18 protein-coding genes, 1 tRNA gene and 1 pseudogene are annotated in these 18,416 nt (G+C 56.1%); 3 read left to right on the top strand and 17 right to left on the bottom strand.

What is annotated here, in order from left to right:
• Positions 1-81: 81 nt before the first annotated feature.
• Positions 82-510, bottom strand: a complete 429-nt coding sequence (locus KGA81_RS16575; RefSeq protein WP_223547265.1) for a hypothetical protein — start codon at positions 508-510, stop codon at positions 82-84.
• Between the two features lie 321 nt (positions 511-831).
• Here KGA81_RS16575 and KGA81_RS16570 point away from each other — a divergent pair.
• Positions 832-906, top strand: a tRNA-Gln gene (locus KGA81_RS16570).
• Between the two features lie 83 nt (positions 907-989).
• Here the strand turns inward: KGA81_RS16570 and KGA81_RS16565 are convergent.
• Positions 990-1,652 carry a glutathione S-transferase family protein gene (locus KGA81_RS16565; RefSeq protein WP_223547264.1) on the bottom strand — a complete coding sequence of 221 codons (663 nt, stop codon included), beginning with the start codon at positions 1,650-1,652 and terminating at the stop codon, positions 990-992.
• Between the two features lie 294 nt (positions 1,653-1,946).
• Between KGA81_RS16565 and KGA81_RS16560 the strand changes: the two genes are divergently transcribed.
• Complete coding sequence (locus KGA81_RS16560) at positions 1,947-2,960, top strand: GlxA family transcriptional regulator (protein WP_223547263.1); 1,014 nt, start codon at positions 1,947-1,949, stop codon at positions 2,958-2,960.
• A gap of 31 nt (positions 2,961-2,991) precedes the next feature.
• On the opposite strand, the gene KGA81_RS16555 is transcribed toward KGA81_RS16560, so the two are convergent.
• From KGA81_RS16555 to KGA81_RS16525, 7 genes and pseudogenes are all read right to left on the bottom strand, one after another.
• Positions 2,992-3,498 (bottom strand): DoxX family protein, encoded by a 507-nt coding sequence (locus KGA81_RS16555; protein ID WP_223547262.1) that lies wholly within the window; start codon positions 3,496-3,498, stop codon positions 2,992-2,994.
• A 440-nt stretch (positions 3,499-3,938) separates the two neighbouring features.
• On the bottom strand, positions 3,939-4,202 hold the full coding sequence (locus KGA81_RS16550) for a PAAR domain-containing protein (protein ID WP_223547261.1): 264 nt from the start codon (positions 4,200-4,202) through the stop codon (positions 3,939-3,941).
• A gap of 25 nt (positions 4,203-4,227) precedes the next feature.
• Positions 4,228-4,761: an Imm15 family immunity protein gene (locus tag KGA81_RS16545; protein ID WP_223547260.1), complete on the bottom strand. Its 534-nt coding sequence runs from the start codon at positions 4,759-4,761 to the stop codon at positions 4,228-4,230.
• Positions 4,758-5,327, bottom strand: a pseudogene (locus KGA81_RS16540) (RHS repeat domain-containing protein); the annotation flags it as partial. The pseudogene KGA81_RS16540 and the gene KGA81_RS16545, both read right to left, overlap by 4 nt.
• 55 nt (positions 5,328-5,382) lie before the next feature.
• Positions 5,383-5,805 carry a hypothetical protein gene (locus KGA81_RS16535; protein WP_223547258.1) on the bottom strand — a complete coding sequence of 141 codons (423 nt, stop codon included), beginning with the start codon at positions 5,803-5,805 and terminating at the stop codon, positions 5,383-5,385.
• Between the two features lie 394 nt (positions 5,806-6,199).
• Complete coding sequence (locus KGA81_RS16530; RefSeq protein WP_223547257.1) at positions 6,200-6,559, bottom strand: hypothetical protein; 360 nt, start codon at positions 6,557-6,559, stop codon at positions 6,200-6,202.
• Between the two features lies 1 nt (position 6,560).
• Complete coding sequence (locus tag KGA81_RS16525) at positions 6,561-8,210, bottom strand: RHS repeat-associated core domain-containing protein (protein WP_223547256.1); 1,650 nt, start codon at positions 8,208-8,210, stop codon at positions 6,561-6,563.
• Here KGA81_RS16525 and KGA81_RS30230 point away from each other — a divergent pair.
• A complete protein-coding gene (locus KGA81_RS30230; RefSeq protein ID WP_411736560.1) occupies positions 8,196-8,774 on the top strand; it encodes a hypothetical protein in 579 nt (192 codons plus the stop codon). The two genes, KGA81_RS16525 and KGA81_RS30230, sit on opposite strands and share 15 nt — an antisense overlap.
• Positions 8,775-8,789: 15 nt before the next feature.
• Here KGA81_RS30230 and KGA81_RS16515 read toward each other — a convergent pair whose 3' ends face one another.
• The 8 genes from KGA81_RS16515 to KGA81_RS16485 are packed head-to-tail and all read right to left on the bottom strand — an operon-like array spanning position 8,790 to position 18,262.
• Positions 8,790-9,053, bottom strand: coding sequence for a PAAR domain-containing protein (locus KGA81_RS16515; RefSeq protein WP_223547255.1), 264 nt, complete (start codon positions 9,051-9,053; stop codon positions 8,790-8,792).
• 27 nt (positions 9,054-9,080) lie between these two features.
• Entirely contained in the window at positions 9,081-9,494 is a 414-nt protein-coding gene (locus tag KGA81_RS16510; protein ID WP_223547254.1) for a hypothetical protein, read from the bottom strand.
• Positions 9,487-10,023 carry a DUF4265 domain-containing protein gene (locus tag KGA81_RS16505; RefSeq protein ID WP_317850793.1) on the bottom strand — a complete coding sequence of 179 codons (537 nt, stop codon included), beginning with the start codon at positions 10,021-10,023 and terminating at the stop codon, positions 9,487-9,489. The genes KGA81_RS16510 and KGA81_RS16505 overlap by 8 nt, the downstream gene beginning before the upstream one ends.
• A gap of 17 nt (positions 10,024-10,040) precedes the next feature.
• Positions 10,041-10,175: a hypothetical protein gene (locus KGA81_RS30000; RefSeq protein ID WP_263293360.1), complete on the bottom strand. Its 135-nt coding sequence runs from the start codon at positions 10,173-10,175 to the stop codon at positions 10,041-10,043.
• On the bottom strand, positions 10,172-10,348 hold the full coding sequence (locus KGA81_RS30225) for an HNH endonuclease (protein ID WP_223547287.1): 177 nt from the start codon (positions 10,346-10,348) through the stop codon (positions 10,172-10,174). The genes KGA81_RS30000 and KGA81_RS30225 overlap by 4 nt, the downstream gene beginning before the upstream one ends.
• A 30-nt stretch (positions 10,349-10,378) precedes the next feature.
• A complete protein-coding gene (locus KGA81_RS16495) occupies positions 10,379-10,897 on the bottom strand; it encodes a hypothetical protein (protein WP_223547253.1) in 519 nt (172 codons plus the stop codon).
• A 19-nt stretch (positions 10,898-10,916) separates the two neighbouring features.
• A complete protein-coding gene (locus KGA81_RS16490; RefSeq protein ID WP_223547252.1) occupies positions 10,917-15,482 on the bottom strand; it encodes an RHS repeat-associated core domain-containing protein in 4,566 nt (1,521 codons plus the stop codon).
• Positions 15,479-18,262, bottom strand: coding sequence for a type VI secretion system Vgr family protein (locus tag KGA81_RS16485; RefSeq protein ID WP_223547251.1), 2,784 nt, complete (start codon positions 18,260-18,262; stop codon positions 15,479-15,481). Before KGA81_RS16485 ends, KGA81_RS16490 begins: the two co-directional genes overlap by 4 nt.
• Positions 18,263-18,416 lie beyond the last annotated feature (154 nt).

The raw sequence follows: 18,416 nt of genomic DNA, 5'->3' as shown, positions 1-18,416 counted from the left end.
GTTATAAACGCGGAGTCTGATTGCAACCTGCTTTTGCTGAAGTCTAGACGCTGGCGACAAACCTGGAGCTGGTGGTTGAAACTATCCGCAGGTTTCGGCGACGGCTTTTTCAGCTCGTTTGTATTCCTGTTTGACGTCGGTGGGGATGCGTTGCTTTTTCAGTTCCTGACCGAGGAAGGGTTGCTCGCCCTTGGACTGGACCTCTGCGTCCTCGGCCGTTATCTGCGCCTGGATGGCCGCAGCGTGCTTGTCGATGACGGCATCGATCTCGGCTGCATCTTTTGCGGTATCGAGCGCTAAAACCAACTGGCCGGCTTCGGCTTTTTCGGCTTCGGCATAGGCTTCGACCGTCAACCCGGAGGCCAAGGCCCGCGTCTGGGTTTCCAGGCGATTGAGATGCTCCCGAGCGGCCTTGCAGACCGTTTCCTGTCGCTGGCTCTGGATGTGTTCCCAGGTGTTCAGCCCATAGATCGCGGCCCCGACCACCAGGAGGGTTGCAGCGGGAGTCATGAATTTGCCTTTCACATTGGCGCCCTCAGATGGCAAGGGGAAGGGTGGTGCGCAAACAATTCCCGATTCCATTCGGGTAAGGAAAAGCGTAGCAGACCTGGTCGGGCTGAACCTGTGTCGACCACCCGCCGAGATTCGGTTCGACACTAAGCGTCTGTTTTAAAAAAACAAATTGTTTTGTTGGGGCTTCCCAGACGAGGAAAAAGTTGGTAAATTGCGCCCACTCTTGCAAAGGCCCTCAGGGAACCTTCAGCGCAAGCAGGCAACAGCTCTTGTTGCCACTCAAGAAAGCGAGTGCCAGGCACTCATCGCAACAGATACAGGGGCGTCGCCAAGCGGTAAGGCAGCAGGTTTTGATCCTGCCATGCGTTGGTTCGAATCCAGCCGCCCCTGCCATTTTTATTCCTGCGTAATAAGATAACACCCGACCGGCGGTTAATATTCGTCGGTTTTTGCGTTTTTGCGCCGGTTGTCCGCCTCTACCGAAAGCGCTCCGGGATGGCCTCGGCAAACGGATACCAGGAAAAATACGGCCTTGCCTCGTCGATCACGCGCGTGACCGAGGGCCTCTGGACCAACCTGTCGAAATAAGCACTCAAGTGTTGGTAATCGTCGGGAAACGGCACGAGGGTGCTGGCGTAGAACAGCGCCGGGGCGGCGGCGCAATCGGCCATGCTGAACGCCGGGCTGGCCACCCAGGTTCTTGTTGCCAGTTGACGTTCAAGCATGCCGTACGCCGTTGTCAGCGCGGTGCGTTCGCGGGTCAGGTCGCCGTTGGTGGCATTGATTCGGTCAGCGACGATTTTCTGCATCGGCACCTGGATGTGCAGGTCAAAAAAACGATCCCACAGGCGTACTTCCAGGGCTGCTTCCCAATCGTGCGCCATCAGCTGCGCCCGGCCGGGATGAATCCGGTCCAGGTACTCAATGATCACACTCGACTCCGGTACAACCTTTTGCCGGGCGTGATCGCGCAGCACCGGGAATTTGCCAATCGGCCACAGCGCCTGAAGTTCGGCCCGGTCGGCATCGTTGCCCAGGTCGATAATCCTTTTTTCAAACGCGATGTTCAGTTCATAGAGCGCGATCAGCGCTTTGTGGCAGAAGGACGAGAGCGGGTGGAAGTAAAGAGTCAGTGACATGTTTGTTTCCTCGGTGAAGGGGAGGCCTGTGCAGTATCGACCGGGGTTCGCGTCGGCGCGAGGCGGCTCGTCAGGTGGGTCGCGTCCATGCAGACCATTGCCCTGGTCTGCATGGCGGTGCAGATTTCCGTGGCGATTGCCTTTCAGCACCATTCCCCGCGCAAACTGGTTTAAGGGGCGCGGCAAAAGACTGGCTTGCTCAAGGCTCTCAATTTGCGTAAACAGTGCAGGCGCCGAATGTTCGGCGCCAGGGGATATTCACGGGTTCGTCGACAGGACGAAGCGAGGCGAGTGTTGGTAGAGCGACGTCAGTTCAGTGGAGCGATGAAAGGCAAAAACCTTCGCTTCCTCAAAGAGCATGAAGGCCAACCCGTTTTGCAGGCGCGTGCGGGTTTCCTGTTGCTGGAGCATTTCTCGTTGCCGGCGTTTACCCAGGCGCTGGATACGGTCGTAACGGCCAACCTGTTAAGGCCCGAGCTGTTTTCAACGAAAACCTTCGGCCTGAAGAACGCCGAGGTGATCAGTGATCTGGGCCTGGTCATCCGTCCCGACGCCTGCCTCAGTCATGCCGAGATCCAGAACCTCGACCTGCTGGTGGTCTGTGGCGGGTACCGCACCCATCTGCACGCCGACGAGGCATTGATCGGCCTTCTGCAAGACGCGGCGGAGCAGGGCGTTACCCTGGCTGGTGTATGGAACGGTGCATGGTTTCTCGGGCGCGCCGGGTTGCTCGATGGTTATCGCTGTGCGATTCACCCGGAACACCGCCCGGCACTGGCGGAAATTGCCAGGCTGACCCAGGTCACCAGCGAAGCCTACGTGGTGGACCGTGACCGCCTGACAGCGTCGAGCCCGACCGGTACGTTCTACATGGCCCTGGAGTGGATCCGGGGGTTGTACGACAAGGCACTGACCGATGGTATCGAGGACATTCTGGCGTTCGAGGCTTCACGCTACCGGCGCATCAAGCCGTCGCTGAACGTATCAGTCAGTGGTCCGCTCAGAGAGGTGGTCAACCTGATGGACGCCAATCTGGAGGAGCCCCTGGAAATGGAGACGCTGTGCCTCTACGCAGGGCGCTCTCGCCGGCAGATCGAGCGTCTGTTCAAGGAGCAACTGGGTAGCACACCGCAACGCTATTACATGGACTTGCGCATCACCGAGGCGCGGCGTTTGCTGCAGCACACCACACTGACCATCGTCGAAGTCTCGGTCGCCTGTGGTTTCGTTTCTCCCAGCCATTTCAGCAAGTGCTACAGCTCCTATTTTGGTTATCGGCCGTCCAGGGAAACCAGGCTGGTCAAGTAAGCACCCTGGTGCCTGCGTTGCAGGTTTCGTTTCAGCGGCGCCAGAAGCAACGAGCCAGCAGCGCATCGATGCTGAGCTTGCCGCCACCCGACAGCAGCAGCGGCGTGAAGGCCACCAGGTAGATCAATGGCAGCTTGAAGTTGCCGTAACCCTTGTTGCTGATGGCATACCCTTGGGCAAGTTCGCTCAGGGTGTGCCAGTCGGCGGGCCAATGGATGGCGGCGGTTGCGACGAGGGTCACCACCATCAGGCTCAACGCCGAAAAACGCGTGCCCAGGCCCAGCAGCAAGGTCATGGAAAAGATCAGTTCGGCCCACATCGACAGATCCCAGTTCAACGTCGCCGGAAGGTGGTCGAACGGAAACGGAAAGCGCTCCTGGATATCGGTGAACCAGTTCTGGCCGTTGAATTTCTCAAGGCCCGACTCGAAGAACTCCCAGGCGAGGAACACCCGCAACGCCAAAGGCGCAACCCAGTCGCCGGCACGGTCGAGATTCAGGTGCAGGCCTTTGACGGCCGAAGAAATGGAGGTGCTCATGGACGTTGATCTCTTTCAGGTCAGGGAGACGGCGCAACGGCGTGCCCGGTGAGTTGAGCGTTTGACCGGCATGGCCAATCGACAGGCGTATTTCATCAATGGGGTGTATCTGCGGTGTGTCGTTGTGGCGGAGTTTTGAGTGCGGGGTGTGTCGGGGGCGGGGCTGTACACATTGAGATACGTAACCGGTACCTTTGTGGGAGCAAGCTGTGACGAGGGGGCTTGTCGGAACGCCGCGCTGCCCCGTTGGGCTGCGAAGCAACCCCAAAATTTCCGATGTATCGAAGATCTTGTGGTTTGCAGGCGGCGTTTTCGGCCAGTAGCAGGTTGCCATTGCCGTCGTAGGCGAAGGATTCGGTCTGCCACTCTTCGCAGGCAAAGGCCTTAGCGCGATCAAGCTAATGCCGGGGTCGTCCAGTTGTTAAAGAGCGGGGCGCCGGTCAGCGATGCACGGCACCGCGCGAGCCGCTGGCGATCAGGGTGGCACCACAGGTAGTCTTCATGCCATCTAAAGCCACGGGTATTCCGTTGACGGAATAGGTGCTGCTGCCTTCGGCAATCGGGAAAGGGCCTTTGCATAAGGGGCACATCACTATGTGGCCTTTGCCGGCCATGGGCTTGCCGTTGAGGTTGGTGTGGGGGATGGATTCGGTGACAACTCCACCGTGGTCGGTGGTGTCGCCGAGGCGGATGATGGTTCTCATACGGTCTCCAACAATAGCTATACCGTTATCTTTCATGAAATTGTTTAGGGATGGCATATATCCTTACGATATCCTCATTGCAAGCTTGGTCAAAAAACCTACTTTCATAAAATATGAAGCTATCTTTAAAATTGCATGTTGAGAAGTGCTCTTGAATTGTTGTGAGTTCGATAGATTTTTTGTCGGGGTGGTTTTGCTTTAAGTGCATTTTCAAGTCGTTGGCTTCGTTTTGATTTGGATAGATGAATATGTTTGGAATAATGCATTGATTTTCGCAGGCGTCGCCAAAGTCTGTGAATGTTATTGCAATGAATAGCTCGTCTTTTTTTATATTTCTTGCTCGCGCTAAAGTATTTATTGTGTTTAGCAGGAATACGGAAAATCCGATCAGGAAATCTAGAGTATTACTTTTTCCCAGCAACTCTGAAAGCAGGTCTGCTCTGCTGTATCTTGATATGAGTGGGATTTCTTCAAAGCTATCGTGGTTCTCAAAAAATATATCCAAGTCGTTATATGGCTCTTGGCTGATTATGGAGTTATATAGGTCTGTAAGTTTCATTTTTTCGGTATTCCCCAGCCGTGATTGTTTAGCCAGTCGATTGTTTTATTGGAAAAGATTACATCGCCCTTGCCTTTGTCATGAATTGTCCCATCAAGATTGTAGCCTGACCCGCACTGGCAATGTGCATGCCACTGACTGTTGGGTACGCTCTGTTCCGGTGCGTCAATTCGTACAATCTCAGGCGGTGCTTGATCTCTTTTAACTTTGGTTTGAGCTTGCTTTGGGGTTCCGCCTGATCCGCCTTTCTTTTTGGCGAGGCCAATCGGATCAATCCAGTCAACCGGATTCGGCGCATAGGCATAGACATTTAGATCACCCGCAAACCCAATCGGATCCTTGCCGATAAACCGCCCGACCTGCGGATCATAGTACCGATAGCGGTTGTAGTGCAGCCCGGTTTCCACATCGAAGTACTGGCCTTGAAAGCGCAGTGGATTGCGCACATCCGCGCGCTTGGCAGCCTCGCTGCGCTGCTCCTTGGCCAAGCCCCAGGCCTTGTAGACCCCACTCCAGGCGATATCACCCTGTTCGTCGGTCAGCTCCATCGGCGTGCCGAGGTGATCGCACTGGTATAAGGTTTGCGACCCTCAAAGACTTTGGGCGTGGTTAGTTATATTTTTAGCCGTCGGATGTCTGCTGTCGTGGGCGAAGTTTGATGTTGTAATTAGCGACACGACTAACCCTGTCATCGTTATCAAAACATAATTTTTTTAGTATCGCATAGGGTGTTTTTTGGTTTGACGCAATTGCCTGTCTGACGATGGGGTCTTCGTCATTTGAGAGATAGGTTAGTATTTCAGTCCCTGACTTTCTTTTTTTTGCGACTCCATGCCTTGTTTTCCAATTTAGGCTTTTTGACAGGGTTTTTATGGTTGACGGTGAAATGGTTTCGTTTTGTAGTATGAAAATTTCATAATCTGGATAATTTAAAATTACATCCTCCCACACAGAATCACTTGCCTTGTCGGTGACGGCTCTCTCTCTGTCCATTTCAATGCCGCTGTTAAGAAGGTCAATAAACTCTTTTGCCGAGTTGATCATTTTTTATCCTGGCACTTTAGTTTTTAAGATCAATGGAGCGTCCTGTCGAGCCTTTGTGTTTTTCTTTCATTATCTCTCCTTGATCATTGAGGTCCGCGATCCACTCAAGAGCTTCAGTGCTCCTTGACTCTGAAAATAATTTCCATGAACTTCCTCCATGTTCTGTTTTGTCTGCGGAGTACCAGGAACCATCTTTAGTGTCTCTAAATAGAGTCACATATTCCTACTCCCGGAATATATCTGTTACATTTTCTATCGTATCGCTCAACGCTCCATTTCTTTGCACAATGGGAGGTTATTCATACTGACTCGTCTCGTTTTTTAGATTGAAGGATTGTGGTGGTTACTGATGATTAGGCTAGTGTGTGGGCACTGTCGATAGAGAATGACCAATTTAAGTGGTAAGTGTGTTGAGCCATTTAGATATTTCATTTTTAATTGAGATGAGGTTCTTTTGAGCGGAAATGATGGATGTTTCATACCCTAGTCCTGATTTTTTAGTGGTAAGAATGGTTTTGCTGAGGTCTTCATCCAGAACTATTTTTAATATGTTTCCTGTTTTTTTGTGTTTGACCGAAAATATGGGGTTGGCGTCCATAAAGGGAGTTCCGTTGGAAAAGGTTGTGTTATAAAAAGGAGTAATAAAGCTCTCCATATTTATGTTGTATGAAAATGCAAGCTCGACAAAGGTTTCTTTGATGTGTTTTTCAAGTTTTTTGTATGTGCTTGGAGTGGATAGGTAGTCGTTAAACATATTATTTATCCGTAAATGCTGTTCCAGAGGTGACTTCTATATCCACACGTTCGTGTGCGGTATCTCTCACCATAAATGTCTTGCTCACGGGGGCGCTAACACCACCACAGGCGCAAGCATTATCAATAAAACGCTCGGTTTTGCCGAAGGCTTCTTCCCGAGCTCTCAAATCTTGACGGCCTAGTTTTCCCTTGAGTTCATCCAGTTTTAGTTTTGCATCAGCAGCGGTAAGTGGTGAGTCTTGGTTCCAACTTACCGACTGTTCAAGTTTTGTCCCTTGAGCTTGGATTCTTCCTCTGTTGGCTGCCAGCCCGAGCGGGTCAATCCACCCAACTGGATTTGGCGCATAGGCATAGATATTCAGCCCACCCGCAAACCCAATCGGATCCTTGCCGATAAACCGCCCGGTCTGCGGATCATAGTACCGATGACGGTTGTAGTGCAGCCCGGTTTCCACATCGAAGTACTGCCCCTGAAAGCGCAGTGGATTGCGCACATCCGCGCGCTTGGCGGTCTCGCTGCGTTGCTCCTTGGCCAAGCCCCAGACCTTGTAGACCCCACTCCAGGCGATATCACCCTGTTCGTCGGTCAGCTCCATCGGCGTGCCGAGGTGATCGCACTGGTACCAGGCGAGGGTGCTGAACGTCACCACTTTAGGTTTGTGCTGCCACACCGGGTCACGGTCGATGTCGTAAGCGCCCTCATAGACCGGCTCAGGCAGCAGTTGGATGCTGCATTGCTCCACCGCCTGCGCCACCGGCACAAAACTGCCCGGTTCGAAAAAGTAGTGGGTCAGGCGTTCGTTCTTGTCGTTGTTGCGGCTTTCGAAGGCCAGCACATCCCCGTCCCAACCATAGAGGGTGTAGCCACAACCGTACTGTTCATCGAGCTTGGCCCGCTCCAGCTTGTTCCACATCGGCCCGGCTTCGCGGCGGTCGTGGTATTTGGCTTTGGACAGTTTGAACAGCCGTCGGCCCAGTGCGTCGTAGGCGAAGGTGACGGTGAGTCGGTCGTCTGCGTAGCCGATCAGGCGGTCGTGCAGGTCCCAGGTAAAGTGGGATTTTTTGCCGTTGTGCAGGCGTTCCTTGAGGTTGCCGCGTTCGTCGTAGCTGTAGTGGGTACCGACGTAGTCGCGCAACAGGTTGTCCAGCAGCTTGGATGGGCCGTATTGATTGGGACGGCGCGGTGTCTGCGGATCCAGCAGGTTGCTGGCCGGGTCGAAGGCGAAGGCCTCTTCGCCGCTGATGGTTTGCGCGGCGAGCAGGCGACCGAGCGGGTCGTAGCGATAGCTGAGTGCGCCGCGACGGGTGTCGTCGATGCGGGTCAGTTGGCCGGCAGCGTCGTGCCGGTAGTTGCGCACCACCAGACGTTGAGCGTCACCGAGCTTTCCGATGGCTTGTTCCTGCAACTGGCCGTTGGGCGTCCAGGCTTGCCGCTGCTGTAGACCGTTGCCCTGATCGCGGGCGATTTCGCGGTGCAGGTTGTCGCGTTGGTAGCTCAGTAGTTCTTGGTCATCTACTTTCAGCGCCAGCAGATGGCCGCTGCCATAGGTCAGCCAACTGACCCGATGACCATCCGGGCGGGTGGTGGCGATGCGCTGGTTAAGGGTGTCGTATTCGTGCTTCCAGATGGCTACATGCGGTTCCTGCAAATAACGCAGGTATTGATGCTCACGGGTGTTGTTGCCCGCGCGGTCGTAGAACCATTGCAGTTTGCAGGCGGCGTTTTCGGCCAGCAGCAGGTTGCCGTTGCCGTCATAGGCGAAGGTTTCGCTCTGCCATTCCAGGCCTTCCTTGTGCCCGGCGTGGCGGGCGATCAGGCGGCCGAGCGGGTCGTACTCGAACTCGGTAACGCGGTCGCCATCGAGGCGGCGGGTCGGTTGGTTGCTGCCGTGGTCGTACAGGTAGTGGGTGGTCTGCTGGTCGAAACCGGTTTCCTTGAGCAGGCGCCCGGCCGGGTCGTACTTGAAGCTGGCGCTGCTGTTGTTTTCGTTGCGCAGTTCGATCAGTTGGCCGAGGCGGTCCCAGCGGTAGTCGAGGGTTGTGTCGTTGGCGTCCTGGCGCTGCCGGATCAGTCCGGCTTCGTTGTAGTGCCAGGTGGTGCGCTGGCGCAGGGCATCGGTGTGCGTAAGCAGGCGGCCTTCGGCGTGGCGGATTTTGAAGCAGGCAGGGGCACTGGCGCGACCAAGCTAGTGCCAGTGACGTCCGGTTGTTAAAGAGCGGGGCGCCGATTAGCGGTGCACAGCACCATGGGAGCCGCTGGCGATCAGGGTGGCACCGCAGGTGGTCTTCATGCCATCCAAGGCTACGGGAATGCCGTTGACGGAATAGGTGCTGCTGCCTTCGGCAATCGGGAAGGGGCCTTTGCATAAGGGGCACATCACTATGTGGCCTTTGCCGGCCATCGGCTTGCCGTTGAGGTTGGTGTGGGGGATGGATTCAGTGACAACGCCACCGTGGTCGGTGGCGTCGCCAAGTCGAACTATCGTCTTCATTTCGCTATGTTTACTCTGGTTTATTAATTATTTGTTGGGTAATGGTAATGGGGTGTTGTTCTTTTCCAATATTTCCAATGCTCGTTCTAGGAACTGGATAGGGAGGTTTGTTTTTCCTCCATACAGATCCACGATTCCTATCTCCACTACGTTGTCAATAATAGAGGTGAAGTCGGTGGCTTTTTTCTGTATTAACATGTCTTCTAGGTCTGTTGGTATGTCATCTCCTCTTCCATTCAGTGCTAATAAAGCGCCTTTGCTATCCCATTCAGGTAGGTTTTTACTTGAGTGCATCATCTCAAGATGATTGAGTAGCTCGAAAATGGCAGGATGCGACAGTTCTTTTTGTTCACAATATGCTTTGAGGCATAGAGATCCGTACAGCTGGATGTCTTGGATGGGGAGGTTCTTGAATTTCAATAGTATCTTTGACTTATCCATTTTTGTTGCATCTCTCCAATAGGTTCATGTCAAATTTATTTAAAAGTGGATTGCAAACCGAACATGGAGGTTTGCTGGTTCCGTGAATGCCGCTGCTGCTTTTCTTTCCACGCACATTTGCTACTGAAATTGTGGCTCCCTTCAAGTCTATTTCTTTATTTCTTGCTCGGGAGATTGCATTTACTTCCGCGCACTGGGCAGAAAAATCGTAGGGAGATGTTCCATCTAGAGCATTTTTAACTTCAGAATAGGCAATAGTGTCATCGTTTGAAATTGATGACAAAAATTTATCAATACGATCGAAGTCTGCAACTGGTGGAATATCAATGGCGAGTAAGGAACTGCCTGCCACGCTGTTGCAGTCGGCACCAAGCTTAATAATTTCATCCCGGACGTTCTGCCTTATGTCTGATTGTTCGACAAAAACGCGAAGAGTGGAATGGCCTCCCTTTGAAACTATTTCTGATCCAAAGAGTTCGTTGTTTCTCATTGTTGCTAGAGCTGTATCTCCTTTGCTAAGTCCGTAGATGTAGTACGGCGTGTTGTCTATCCAAAAGTATTGGCGGTGATTTGAATTCCCCAGATGGACTCAAATTCCACGGGGGGGTAGCCATCTTGATCTTTGATGGTTTCGAAGATCAGTTTTTTGAAGATGTTTTTGTTAGTGCTATCGGTTTTCATGGTCGGCGGCCTGAACGGTTGATAATTCTGAAGTCCGGTTCGGGGGAGTTGGAGAAATCTCTGTTGCACTTTCTGCAAAGGAGTTGAGTGTTGCTTTCGTCATTTGCACCTCCCAGTGAGTCAGGATTGATGTGGTCAAACTGGCGCTCGTGGGTAGGCGGGGTTAGTGGTATCGTCGAGTCTAACTATAGATTTCATAAATTCTACCTGGGTGGGACCGGTCGATATCCTGGATTCTTATTGATGTGTTTTTTCTCATCTTTGCTTAGATAACGGTGCCAGTTTTTCCCGGTGGACAGTGCTGCATCAGTCCAATAGTACCCTTTGATTTCGTTTCCTTTGCAGTCGACTAGATTTTTGTGTGCAAAATGCTTGAGTAGTTTATTTAATTCGCGATTTAGTAGGTCGGCAGTTTCGGAAGTATCTGCTCCGTAATGAGTTGCTCCGATTGCGTCCTCATCATCCCCACCATACTGTATGTCTACAAATCCTACTCGTTGTGTTCGAGGAATATTTATCTGTTTATCTCGTAGAATCTTATCTTCATCCGAGGGGTTTCCCACCAATAAGGAGAGTGATTTCAATGCGCTGCCCCCCCAGGAGGTGGGGTCGTTAGCATCAACTTTAATATATGGGTGGTCGTAGCTTTCTGATCGATATAACTCAAGCTTGGTATTTGAAAGTAGTTTTGTGTTGATCAGTAAAAAGTCGTCAAAGGTCATGAATATATATCTGTCCATATTATTTTCCTCTTCTAGTTTGGCATGGGCAATAGGATCTATATTGGATATCGTCAGGAACATCGCTGCCGGTGGTTTTTGTCCGTAAATCGTCCATTGCATTCACTTCGCGAGCGACTGGGGTTCCGTCAGCCTTGGTCCGCCCAACATTGCCATAAACTATTTTCCCATCTTTTTGTTCAATAATAATATCTGGTCTTCTTCCTTGCCTTTGGCCGCCCGGGGTTGGAATTAGTGTCTCTTTTCGGACGCCACCTCCGGCTATTACTATGCCTCCAGCCTCTACAGCTTCTCTCCCCCATTGAGCGATAGTTGCATTGTGCGGGCCTGCGCCTCCAGGTATTGGGCCGCGTTTGGCTAGACCAAGCGGATCAATCCAGTCCACCGGATTTGGCGCATAGGCATAGATATTCAGCCCACCCGCAAACCCAATCGGATCCTTGCCAATAAACCGCCCCACCTGCGGATCATAGTACCGATAGCGGTTGTAGTGCAGCCCGGTTTCCACATCGAAGTACTGCCCCTGAAAGCGCAGTGGATTGCGCACATCCGCGCGCTTGGCAGTCTCGCTGCGTTGCTCCTTGGCCAAGCCCCAGGCCTTGTAGACCCCACTCCAGGCGATGTCGCCCTGTTCATCGGTCAGCTCCATCGGCGTGCCGAGGTGGTCGCATTGGTACCAGGCGACGGCGCTGAAACTCACTGGCTTAGGCTTGTGCTGCCACACTGGATCGCGGTCGATGTCGTAAGCACCCTCATAGACCGGCTCGGGCAGCAGTTGGATGCTGCGTTGCTCCACGGCCTGCGCCACTGGCACAAAACTATCCGGTTCGAAAAAGTAGTGGGTCAGGCGTTCGCTTTTGTCGTTGTTGCGGCTTTCAAAGGCCAGCACATCCCCATCCCAACCATAGAGGGTGTAGCCACAACCGTACTGTTCATCGAGCTTGGCCCGCTCCAGCTTGTTCCACATCGGCCCGGCTTCGCGACGTTCGTGGTACTTGGCCTTGGACAGTTTGAACAGTCGCCGGCCTAGCGCATCGTAGGCAAAAGTGGCAGTCAGCCTGTCGTCTGCGTAGCCGATCAGGCGGTCGTACAGATCCCAGGTAAAGTGGGATTTTTTGCCGTTGTGCAGGCGTTCCTTGAGGTTGCCGCGTTCGTCGTAGCGGTAGTGGGTACCGACGTAGTCGCGCAGCAGGTTGTCCAGCAGCTTGGATGGGCCGTATTGATTGGGACGGCGCGGTGTCTGCGGATCCAGCAGGTTGCTGGCCGGGTCAAAAGCAAAGGTCTCTTCGTCGCTGATGGTCTGGGCGGCGAGCAGGCGACCGAGCGGGTCGTAGCGATAGCTGAGTGCGCCGCGCCGGGTGTCGTCGATGCGGGTCAGTTGGCCGGCAGCGTCGTGCCGGTAGTTGCGCACCACCAGACGTTGAGCGTCACCGCGCTTGCCGATGGCTTGTTCCCGCAACTGGCCATTGGGCGTCCAGGCCTGGCGCTGTTGCAGGCCGTTGCCCTGGTCGCGGGCGATTTCGCGGTGCAGGTTGTCGCGTTGGTAGCTCAGTAGTTCTTGGTCATCTACTTTCAGCGCCAGCAGATGGCCGCTGCCGTACGTTAGCCAACTGACCCGATGCCCATCCGGGCGGGTGGTGGCGATGCGTTGGTTGAGGGCATCGTATTCATGTTTCCACACCGCTACATGCGGTTCCTGCAAATAACGCAGGTATTGATGCTCGCGGGTGTTGTTGCCCGCTCGGTCGTAGAACCATTGCAGTTTGCAGGCGGCGTTTTCGGCCAGCAGCAGGTTGCCGTTGCCGTCATAGGCGAAGGTTTCGCTCTGCCATTCCAGGCCTTCCTTGTGCCCGGCGTGGCGGGCGATCAGGCGGCCGAGCGGGTCGTACTCGAACTCGGTAACGCGGTCGCCATCGAGGCGGCGGGTCGGTTGGTTGCTGCCGTGGTCGTACAGGTAGTGGGTGGTCTGCTGGTCGAAACCGGTTTCCTTGAGCAGGCGCCCGGCCGGGTCGTACTTGAAGCCGGCGCTGCTGTTGTTTTCGTTGCGCAGTTCGATCAGTTGGCCGAGGCGGTCCCAGCGGTAGTCGAGGGTTGTGTCATTGGCGTCCTGGCGCTGCCGGATCAATCCGGCTTCGTCGTAGTGCCAGGTGGTGCGCTGGCGCAGCGCGTCGGTGTGGGTGAGCAGGCGGCCCTCGGCGTCGCGCTCGAAAAGTTCTTCGGTCTTGTCCGGGTGGATCAGTCGCACCAGTTGCCCGGTGCGGTACTCATAGGCAGTAGTGTTCCCTTCGGCATCGGTAAAGCTGGTGAGCTGCAACGAAGAATCGTACTGCCACTGGCTGATCTTTCCCGAACAGTCGATGTAGCGGACCAGTTGGCCGTCAGCGTTGTAGGCCAGTTGTTTGGCACCGCCGTTGGCGTCGGTGATGAGGATGGGCAGGTTGTCGCTGTTGTAGGTGTACTGGGTTTTGTTCTCCAGCGGGTCGATGGTTTCGATGATGTTGCCGCGCTGATCGTAGTCGTACTTCCACAGGCCGCCTTCGGCGTCGCGGGTTTTAAAACGTTGATCCTGATCATCGTAGGCGTGATGAACACTGCTGCCATCCGGGCGGGTGTGCTGGAGCAGGTTGCCCCGGTCATCGTAGGCGTAGCTGTCGGTACTGCCGTCGGTGTGGATATGGCGGACAACATTCTTGGCATCGTCCCGGTAGAACCACTCTTCATTACCGTCGGGGTAGATGACGCGGTAGGTGTAGCCGAGGATGTCGTAGTAGTACCAGGTCTCCTGGCCCAACGCGTCGGTCACGTAGGTCAGGCGGATATTCTCGTCCCACTCCAGGCGGGTGTCGTAGGTGCCATCGTCGGCCCATTCGCGTACAGCTTTGGCGTCGACACTTTCGCCTTGCCATTGCAGGTTGATACCGCGCCCGGTGCGGTCGGTATAACGGGTGATCAGGTGGTGCTTATATTCGTAGTTCCACTGCGCGGCGTGTTCGTCGCGGGCGGCGATCAGGTCGCTGTGCTCGTTGTAGTCGTAGCTGGCCAGTTCGCGCTGGGGCTGGCCTTCCTGCATTGACCACAGAGCATTGATGTGACCGTGTTCGTCGAGACGGGTCTGAATGTGCTGGTGCTGAGTGTCATCCTGATAGGTCAGCAGGTCTGAAAGTACGGCCTGGCCGGCGTGCTGGTGTTCGTAATGCAGAGCGATGCGAGCGCCGCCACGCAAGGTAATGCCGCTGAGCAGGTAGCGATCACCTTGCTTTTGAAACGTCTCCTGGCTGTCGTGGCCGCGCACGATGACCAACGTGTTGGCCGTGGTGCGAATCAGCAGCACTTCCTCGATCGGGTCGTAGTGATGCTTGCTGATCTCGGGGTCAGGGTAACGCTGGCTGCGTCCGTCGTAACCGTGATAGCTCAGGCCATCTTCATGTTGGTCAATGCGAATCGAGAACGGCGTGATCCACCGTGCGCCAAGGCTTCCCTGATCAAACGCCGAAAGGCTGGAGCGGTAGGTTCGTGTCCACTCGATCGGGAAGGGGCCGGGCAGCGAGAAATCGGTGTGTTCCAGCGTTTCACTGCCGGTGGCGAAGCTGATGCTGCGGCCAGTGCCTGAAGGGACGCCAAGGCTACAGTTCTTACAAGCATTGGGATCATTGGTACCTTTTCGCTGAGTTGACTGGGTGACTAGTGGGCCTTGGCCGTGAGTCGCCTGAGCTCGATTGTTCTGGTGGCTGGACGCATTGGTCGACTGAGCGCCGCGGCGCTTGCGGGCGGCCAATGCGCTGACCAATTCCATGATCAGGTTGCCGATGCTGCCGATTCTTTTCGGATCCCCTAGTCCCTGAACTTTCTGCGCTACCGTCAGGCCGATGCTGTCGGCGGCACTGGCGACGGTGAGCAGTTTCTGGCAAACGGCTTTGGACAGCAGCCTGTCGTCGATCATGAACTGGGCGGCAATACCGACCACCGGGCCGAAGAAAAAAGAGCCGACCTTGGCTTGCTTGGCCAGCGCCTGTTGCCCTTGCTCACTGGCGATACTCCTGAGCATGCGGGCGAAGGCGGCACAGGCTTTTCTGATTTCTGCGGCAATTTTGGTGAGCAGTTCGCTCAGACGCGCTTGGATGGCGTTGGCAAAGTCTTCCAGGGCGCCGCGGGTTTTGTCGTTAAGGTTCTCTTCCAATGCACTGAGCATGGCCGCCGAAATGGCGGGCAGGCCGTTGCGCCTGACCGCTGAAAGCGTGGTGCGCACTGCCAGCCGTGCCGGCCCGACACCGGGAAAGGAGATCAGGCCGACGACGTTGACGCCAAAGCTGACCCAAGTCAGGAAGTCGTTTTGATCACCGTCGATCAGGGTGAGCAGATCACCGATGGCATCAATGGCGGCAAAGACGGTGCCGACACCGGGAATCACCGCGCCGGCGGTCTGTACCGCATTCCAGCCAATGGCATCGTTGGTGAGTTTGCGCAGCCACTTGTCGAGTTTTTCCTTGCCCGCATCGATGTCATTTTTTGACGTGGTATTGAGCGGGGCGGTGGCTGACTGGGGCGGGCGCGCAGTGGCTGCGGTCATTGTGTTTTCTCCGAGAGCTTGCGTGGCAATCCGAGCGTCTCGGCGTTTTTCACGAGTGTCTGAGGTAACTGAGAGGCAAGGGCAGTGGCGGCGTTTGGCCTAGGCACGGTCTTTTTCAGCAGGTCGGTGGCAAGGCTCGCTGGCGCTTGTCTGGTGGCGTTGAGCACCTTGTCCAGCAGGGCTTGCGCTTGTGCAGGCAGTGGTTGGTTGGAGGCATCAGCGGCCTTTGCTTTTATCTGCTCATGGGGACCGGGAAAGCCGGGATCAGTCCAGACATCGACCGGGTCTTTGCTGAAAAGCACTTTGGCCGGGCCTGGCGCAACACCGGCCACCGCTGCAAATCCGTTCGCATCCAATGAACCTTTTAAGACCTTGCCCAGTGCATCCTCCACCTGATACTCCGCGCCCTTGAACGCATGGCCATTGGCATACTGTTGAAGCAGTTCCAAATTCCCTTTCTCCGCCTTGGGCTCCTCCGGAAACGCCCCCTTCTTACTCTTCGAAGTGTCATAGATAAAATCCACGGCATGCCCGGTGTACAACCCGCCGGTGGCATGGGTAATCCCGCCCGCGTTGTAAGTGGTGCTGCTCCCCGCCGCCTGAATCACGATTTCTTCCTTGGCACTCAGCGTGATGCGTTCGGCGGTGACGGTGACCTTGAGTTTGGCCAGCAGGTGGATGTTGTCTTTCAGCGCGCGAATATCGATATCGCCGGAGGCGGCCACCAACCGCCAACCCAGGCTCTGCACAAAGGTGCGCATGCCACGGCTGGCGCTGACCAGCAGGCGTTTGCCGATGGCCAGGCTGGTGTGGCCGCCGCTGCTCAGGGCCAGGTGTTCGCCGCTGGCGATGTGGGTGGACTGCGGGGTGCTGCTGGCGATGCCGGCGGGGCTGTGCAGTACCAGATGTGGCTCGGCCAGTTCGGGGTATTGGTTGGTGTTGGGGTTGCCACCGGTGCCACGGATGGCGTTGTGCTGGGCCTTGAGCGCGTCGGCGACTTCGTCCTGGTCGCCGCCTTCCTGGGCCAGGTGGTCGCGGGCTTCGCTGGCGAAGGTGGCGTGGTGTTGGCGGGCGGTGTCGAGGTGTTCGGCGGTTTCCGGCAGGTCGGTGTGGTGTTCGGCGGCGCGCGGGCGCGGTTGGGTGGTGAGTAGTAAACCGCCGCCGGCGCGCAGCACGCCGTGGGCGTCAGTGCGCAACTCAAAGCCTTCGCCGCGCGGTATGCCGCCGCCGGGGCGTGGGTGGGTCAGGTAGCCGAGGGTAAGGGCGCTGGCGGCATGGTCGCTCATCAGGCTGGCGCTAATCTGCCCGGTGGTGTCGTCGAGGCGCAATTCGTTGTGGCGTTCGCCGTGCAGCTCCTTGCTGCGGATCGGGCTCAGCGCCTTGAACTCCGGCAGTTTGTACGGCGAGCGGTTGATGGCGTGGTAGCTGCGGCCGATGATCATCGGCTGGTCCGGATCACCTTGCAGAAAACCGACCAGTACTTCCTGGCCGACCCGGGGCAGGGCGACGTGACCCCAGCCGGCACCGGCCCAGTTGTGGGTGACGCGCACCCAGCAGGAGCTGCGGTCGTCGTCCTGGCCTTGGCGGTCCCAGGGAAATTGCAGGCGCACACGGCCGTGCTCGTCGCAGTAGATCTCTTCGCCGGGCGGGCCGACCACGGTGGCGATCTGCGGGCCTTCGACGCAGGGTTTGGGGCGTGGTGGCGCTTGCCATTCGACGCTGTCGGGAATCAGTGTGGCGGTGAAGCTGTAGTGGGTGCCCACTTCGCTGCCGGACGCTTCTTCCTCCATCGACGTGTGTTGGCGGCCGATGTGTTTGATGGCGACGGCGCGCCAGCCGATGTTGAGATCGTCACGCGGGTGCCCGGTCAGGTCGAACGCCAGCCCCGGCACCAGCCGCGCATCGTCGCCGCTGACTTCGGCGGTGCGCGCATCGCCACGCAGGCCTTGCAAGCGGGTTTGGGTGAAGGGCTTGCCGGCGTCGTCGTGTTTGTAGCGGCCGGGGTAGTCGTAGCGTTCGTAGCCGGGGTTTTGGTGTTCCAGCTGGCGTGCCTGTTCGTGCTGCTCCAGGTTGTAGCGTGGGTGGGTGAAGGTGTAATCGCGCTGGGTCTGTTGGGCACTGCGCACCTGCTCGCGGTAGGTGAAGCTGTGTAGCGCCGGTTGCGCCTGATCGCCACCGGGGTTGGGCTCGTACACCAGCGGCTCGCCCTCGATCACACCAAAACTGGCGATATGGTCGGCCTGGATCAGCTGATGTCCGCCCTCGCTGTGCTGGAAGGTCGACAGCAGGCCTTCTTCGGCGGCCAGGCGCTGGTAGAAGTCCCAATCCAGCTCGCCGGCCTGCACGCAATACTCGCGGGGCAGGTGGGCTTCGGTCAGGCGTTGGGTGCAGGCGCCCCAGCGGCGTTCGGTGGCCAGCTGTTCGAGGATCTGCGGCACGCTGCGTTGCTGGAAGATGTGCCAGTCCGATTGCAGGGTGGCGCGGGCCAGTTGCGGTTCGATCACGGCGCGGTAGGCGGTGCGACGAAAGCCGGTCTTGCCCTGCTCGAAGCGGCTGATCAGGCCGTGCACGTGGCGCACCGGTTGTTCGCCTTGCCAGATCGTGAGTGCGGCGGGTTGATCCAGCAGTTGCGCGAAGTCGGCAGTGGCCGAGGTGCTGACCAGGTTCACGGTCAGGCAATAGAGTTCGCACAGTCCCTCGGTGAGTTCAAACGAGACCACATCGAAGTCGATGTTGGCGGTTGAGCTGAAGGTAAAGCGCACTTCGCGCAAGTTAGGCATCGCAACTCCTGCGGGCAATCCCTGGGGCAGGTTTTCAGAGGCCTTGAACTTTAAAGAGGCGTTATCTGGCTGTCGCCTTCATGCTTTCCGTATTTGTTGTGGGAAATTTCCTTAGTTGTACGTGAGGCTGATTTTTATCGAGCGTCAAACTGCA

This window comes from Pseudomonas sp. A-B-19 (genome assembly GCF_019947515.1).
Lineage (GTDB): Bacteria > Pseudomonadota > Gammaproteobacteria > Pseudomonadales > Pseudomonadaceae > Aquipseudomonas.
The sequence above is the reverse complement of the archived record's forward strand: the minus strand, read 5'-3'. Positions and strand labels throughout refer to the sequence as shown.

What these genes read in the sequence shown, in the direction of transcription:
- KGA81_RS16545 (WP_223547260.1), bottom strand. Translation starts at nt 4,761, where the DNA reads ATGAAACTTACAGACCTATATAACTCCATAATCAGCCAAGAGCCATAT.
- KGA81_RS16515 (WP_223547255.1), bottom strand. Translation starts at nt 9,053, where the DNA reads ATGAAGACGATAGTTCGACTTGGCGACGCCACCGACCACGGTGGCGTT.
- KGA81_RS16535 (WP_223547258.1), bottom strand. Translation starts at nt 5,805, where the DNA reads ATGATCAACTCGGCAAAAGAGTTTATTGACCTTCTTAACAGCGGCATT.
- KGA81_RS16510 (WP_223547254.1), bottom strand. Translation starts at nt 9,494, where the DNA reads ATGGATAAGTCAAAGATACTATTGAAATTCAAGAACCTCCCCATCCAA.
- KGA81_RS30000 (WP_263293360.1), bottom strand. Translation starts at nt 10,175, where the DNA reads ATGAAAACCGATAGCACTAACAAAAACATCTTCAAAAAACTGATCTTC.
- KGA81_RS30230 (WP_411736560.1), top strand. Translation starts at nt 8,196, where the DNA reads ATGCGGTTCCTGCAAATAACGCAGGTATTGATGCTCACGGGTGTTGTT.
- KGA81_RS16485 (WP_223547251.1), bottom strand. Translation starts at nt 18,262, where the DNA reads ATGCCTAACTTGCGCGAAGTGCGCTTTACCTTCAGCTCAACCGCCAAC.
- KGA81_RS16575 (WP_223547265.1), bottom strand. Translation starts at nt 510, where the DNA reads ATGACTCCCGCTGCAACCCTCCTGGTGGTCGGGGCCGCGATCTATGGG.
- KGA81_RS16530 (WP_223547257.1), bottom strand. Translation starts at nt 6,559, where the DNA reads ATGTTTAACGACTACCTATCCACTCCAAGCACATACAAAAAACTTGAA.
- KGA81_RS16555 (WP_223547262.1), bottom strand. Translation starts at nt 3,498, where the DNA reads ATGAGCACCTCCATTTCTTCGGCCGTCAAAGGCCTGCACCTGAATCTC.
- KGA81_RS16565 (WP_223547264.1), bottom strand. Translation starts at nt 1,652, where the DNA reads ATGTCACTGACTCTTTACTTCCACCCGCTCTCGTCCTTCTGCCACAAA.
- KGA81_RS16495 (WP_223547253.1), bottom strand. Translation starts at nt 10,897, where the DNA reads ATGACCTTTGACGACTTTTTACTGATCAACACAAAACTACTTTCAAAT.
- KGA81_RS16550 (WP_223547261.1), bottom strand. Translation starts at nt 4,202, where the DNA reads ATGAGAACCATCATCCGCCTCGGCGACACCACCGACCACGGTGGAGTT.
- KGA81_RS16490 (WP_223547252.1), bottom strand. Translation starts at nt 15,482, where the DNA reads ATGACCGCAGCCACTGCGCGCCCGCCCCAGTCAGCCACCGCCCCGCTC.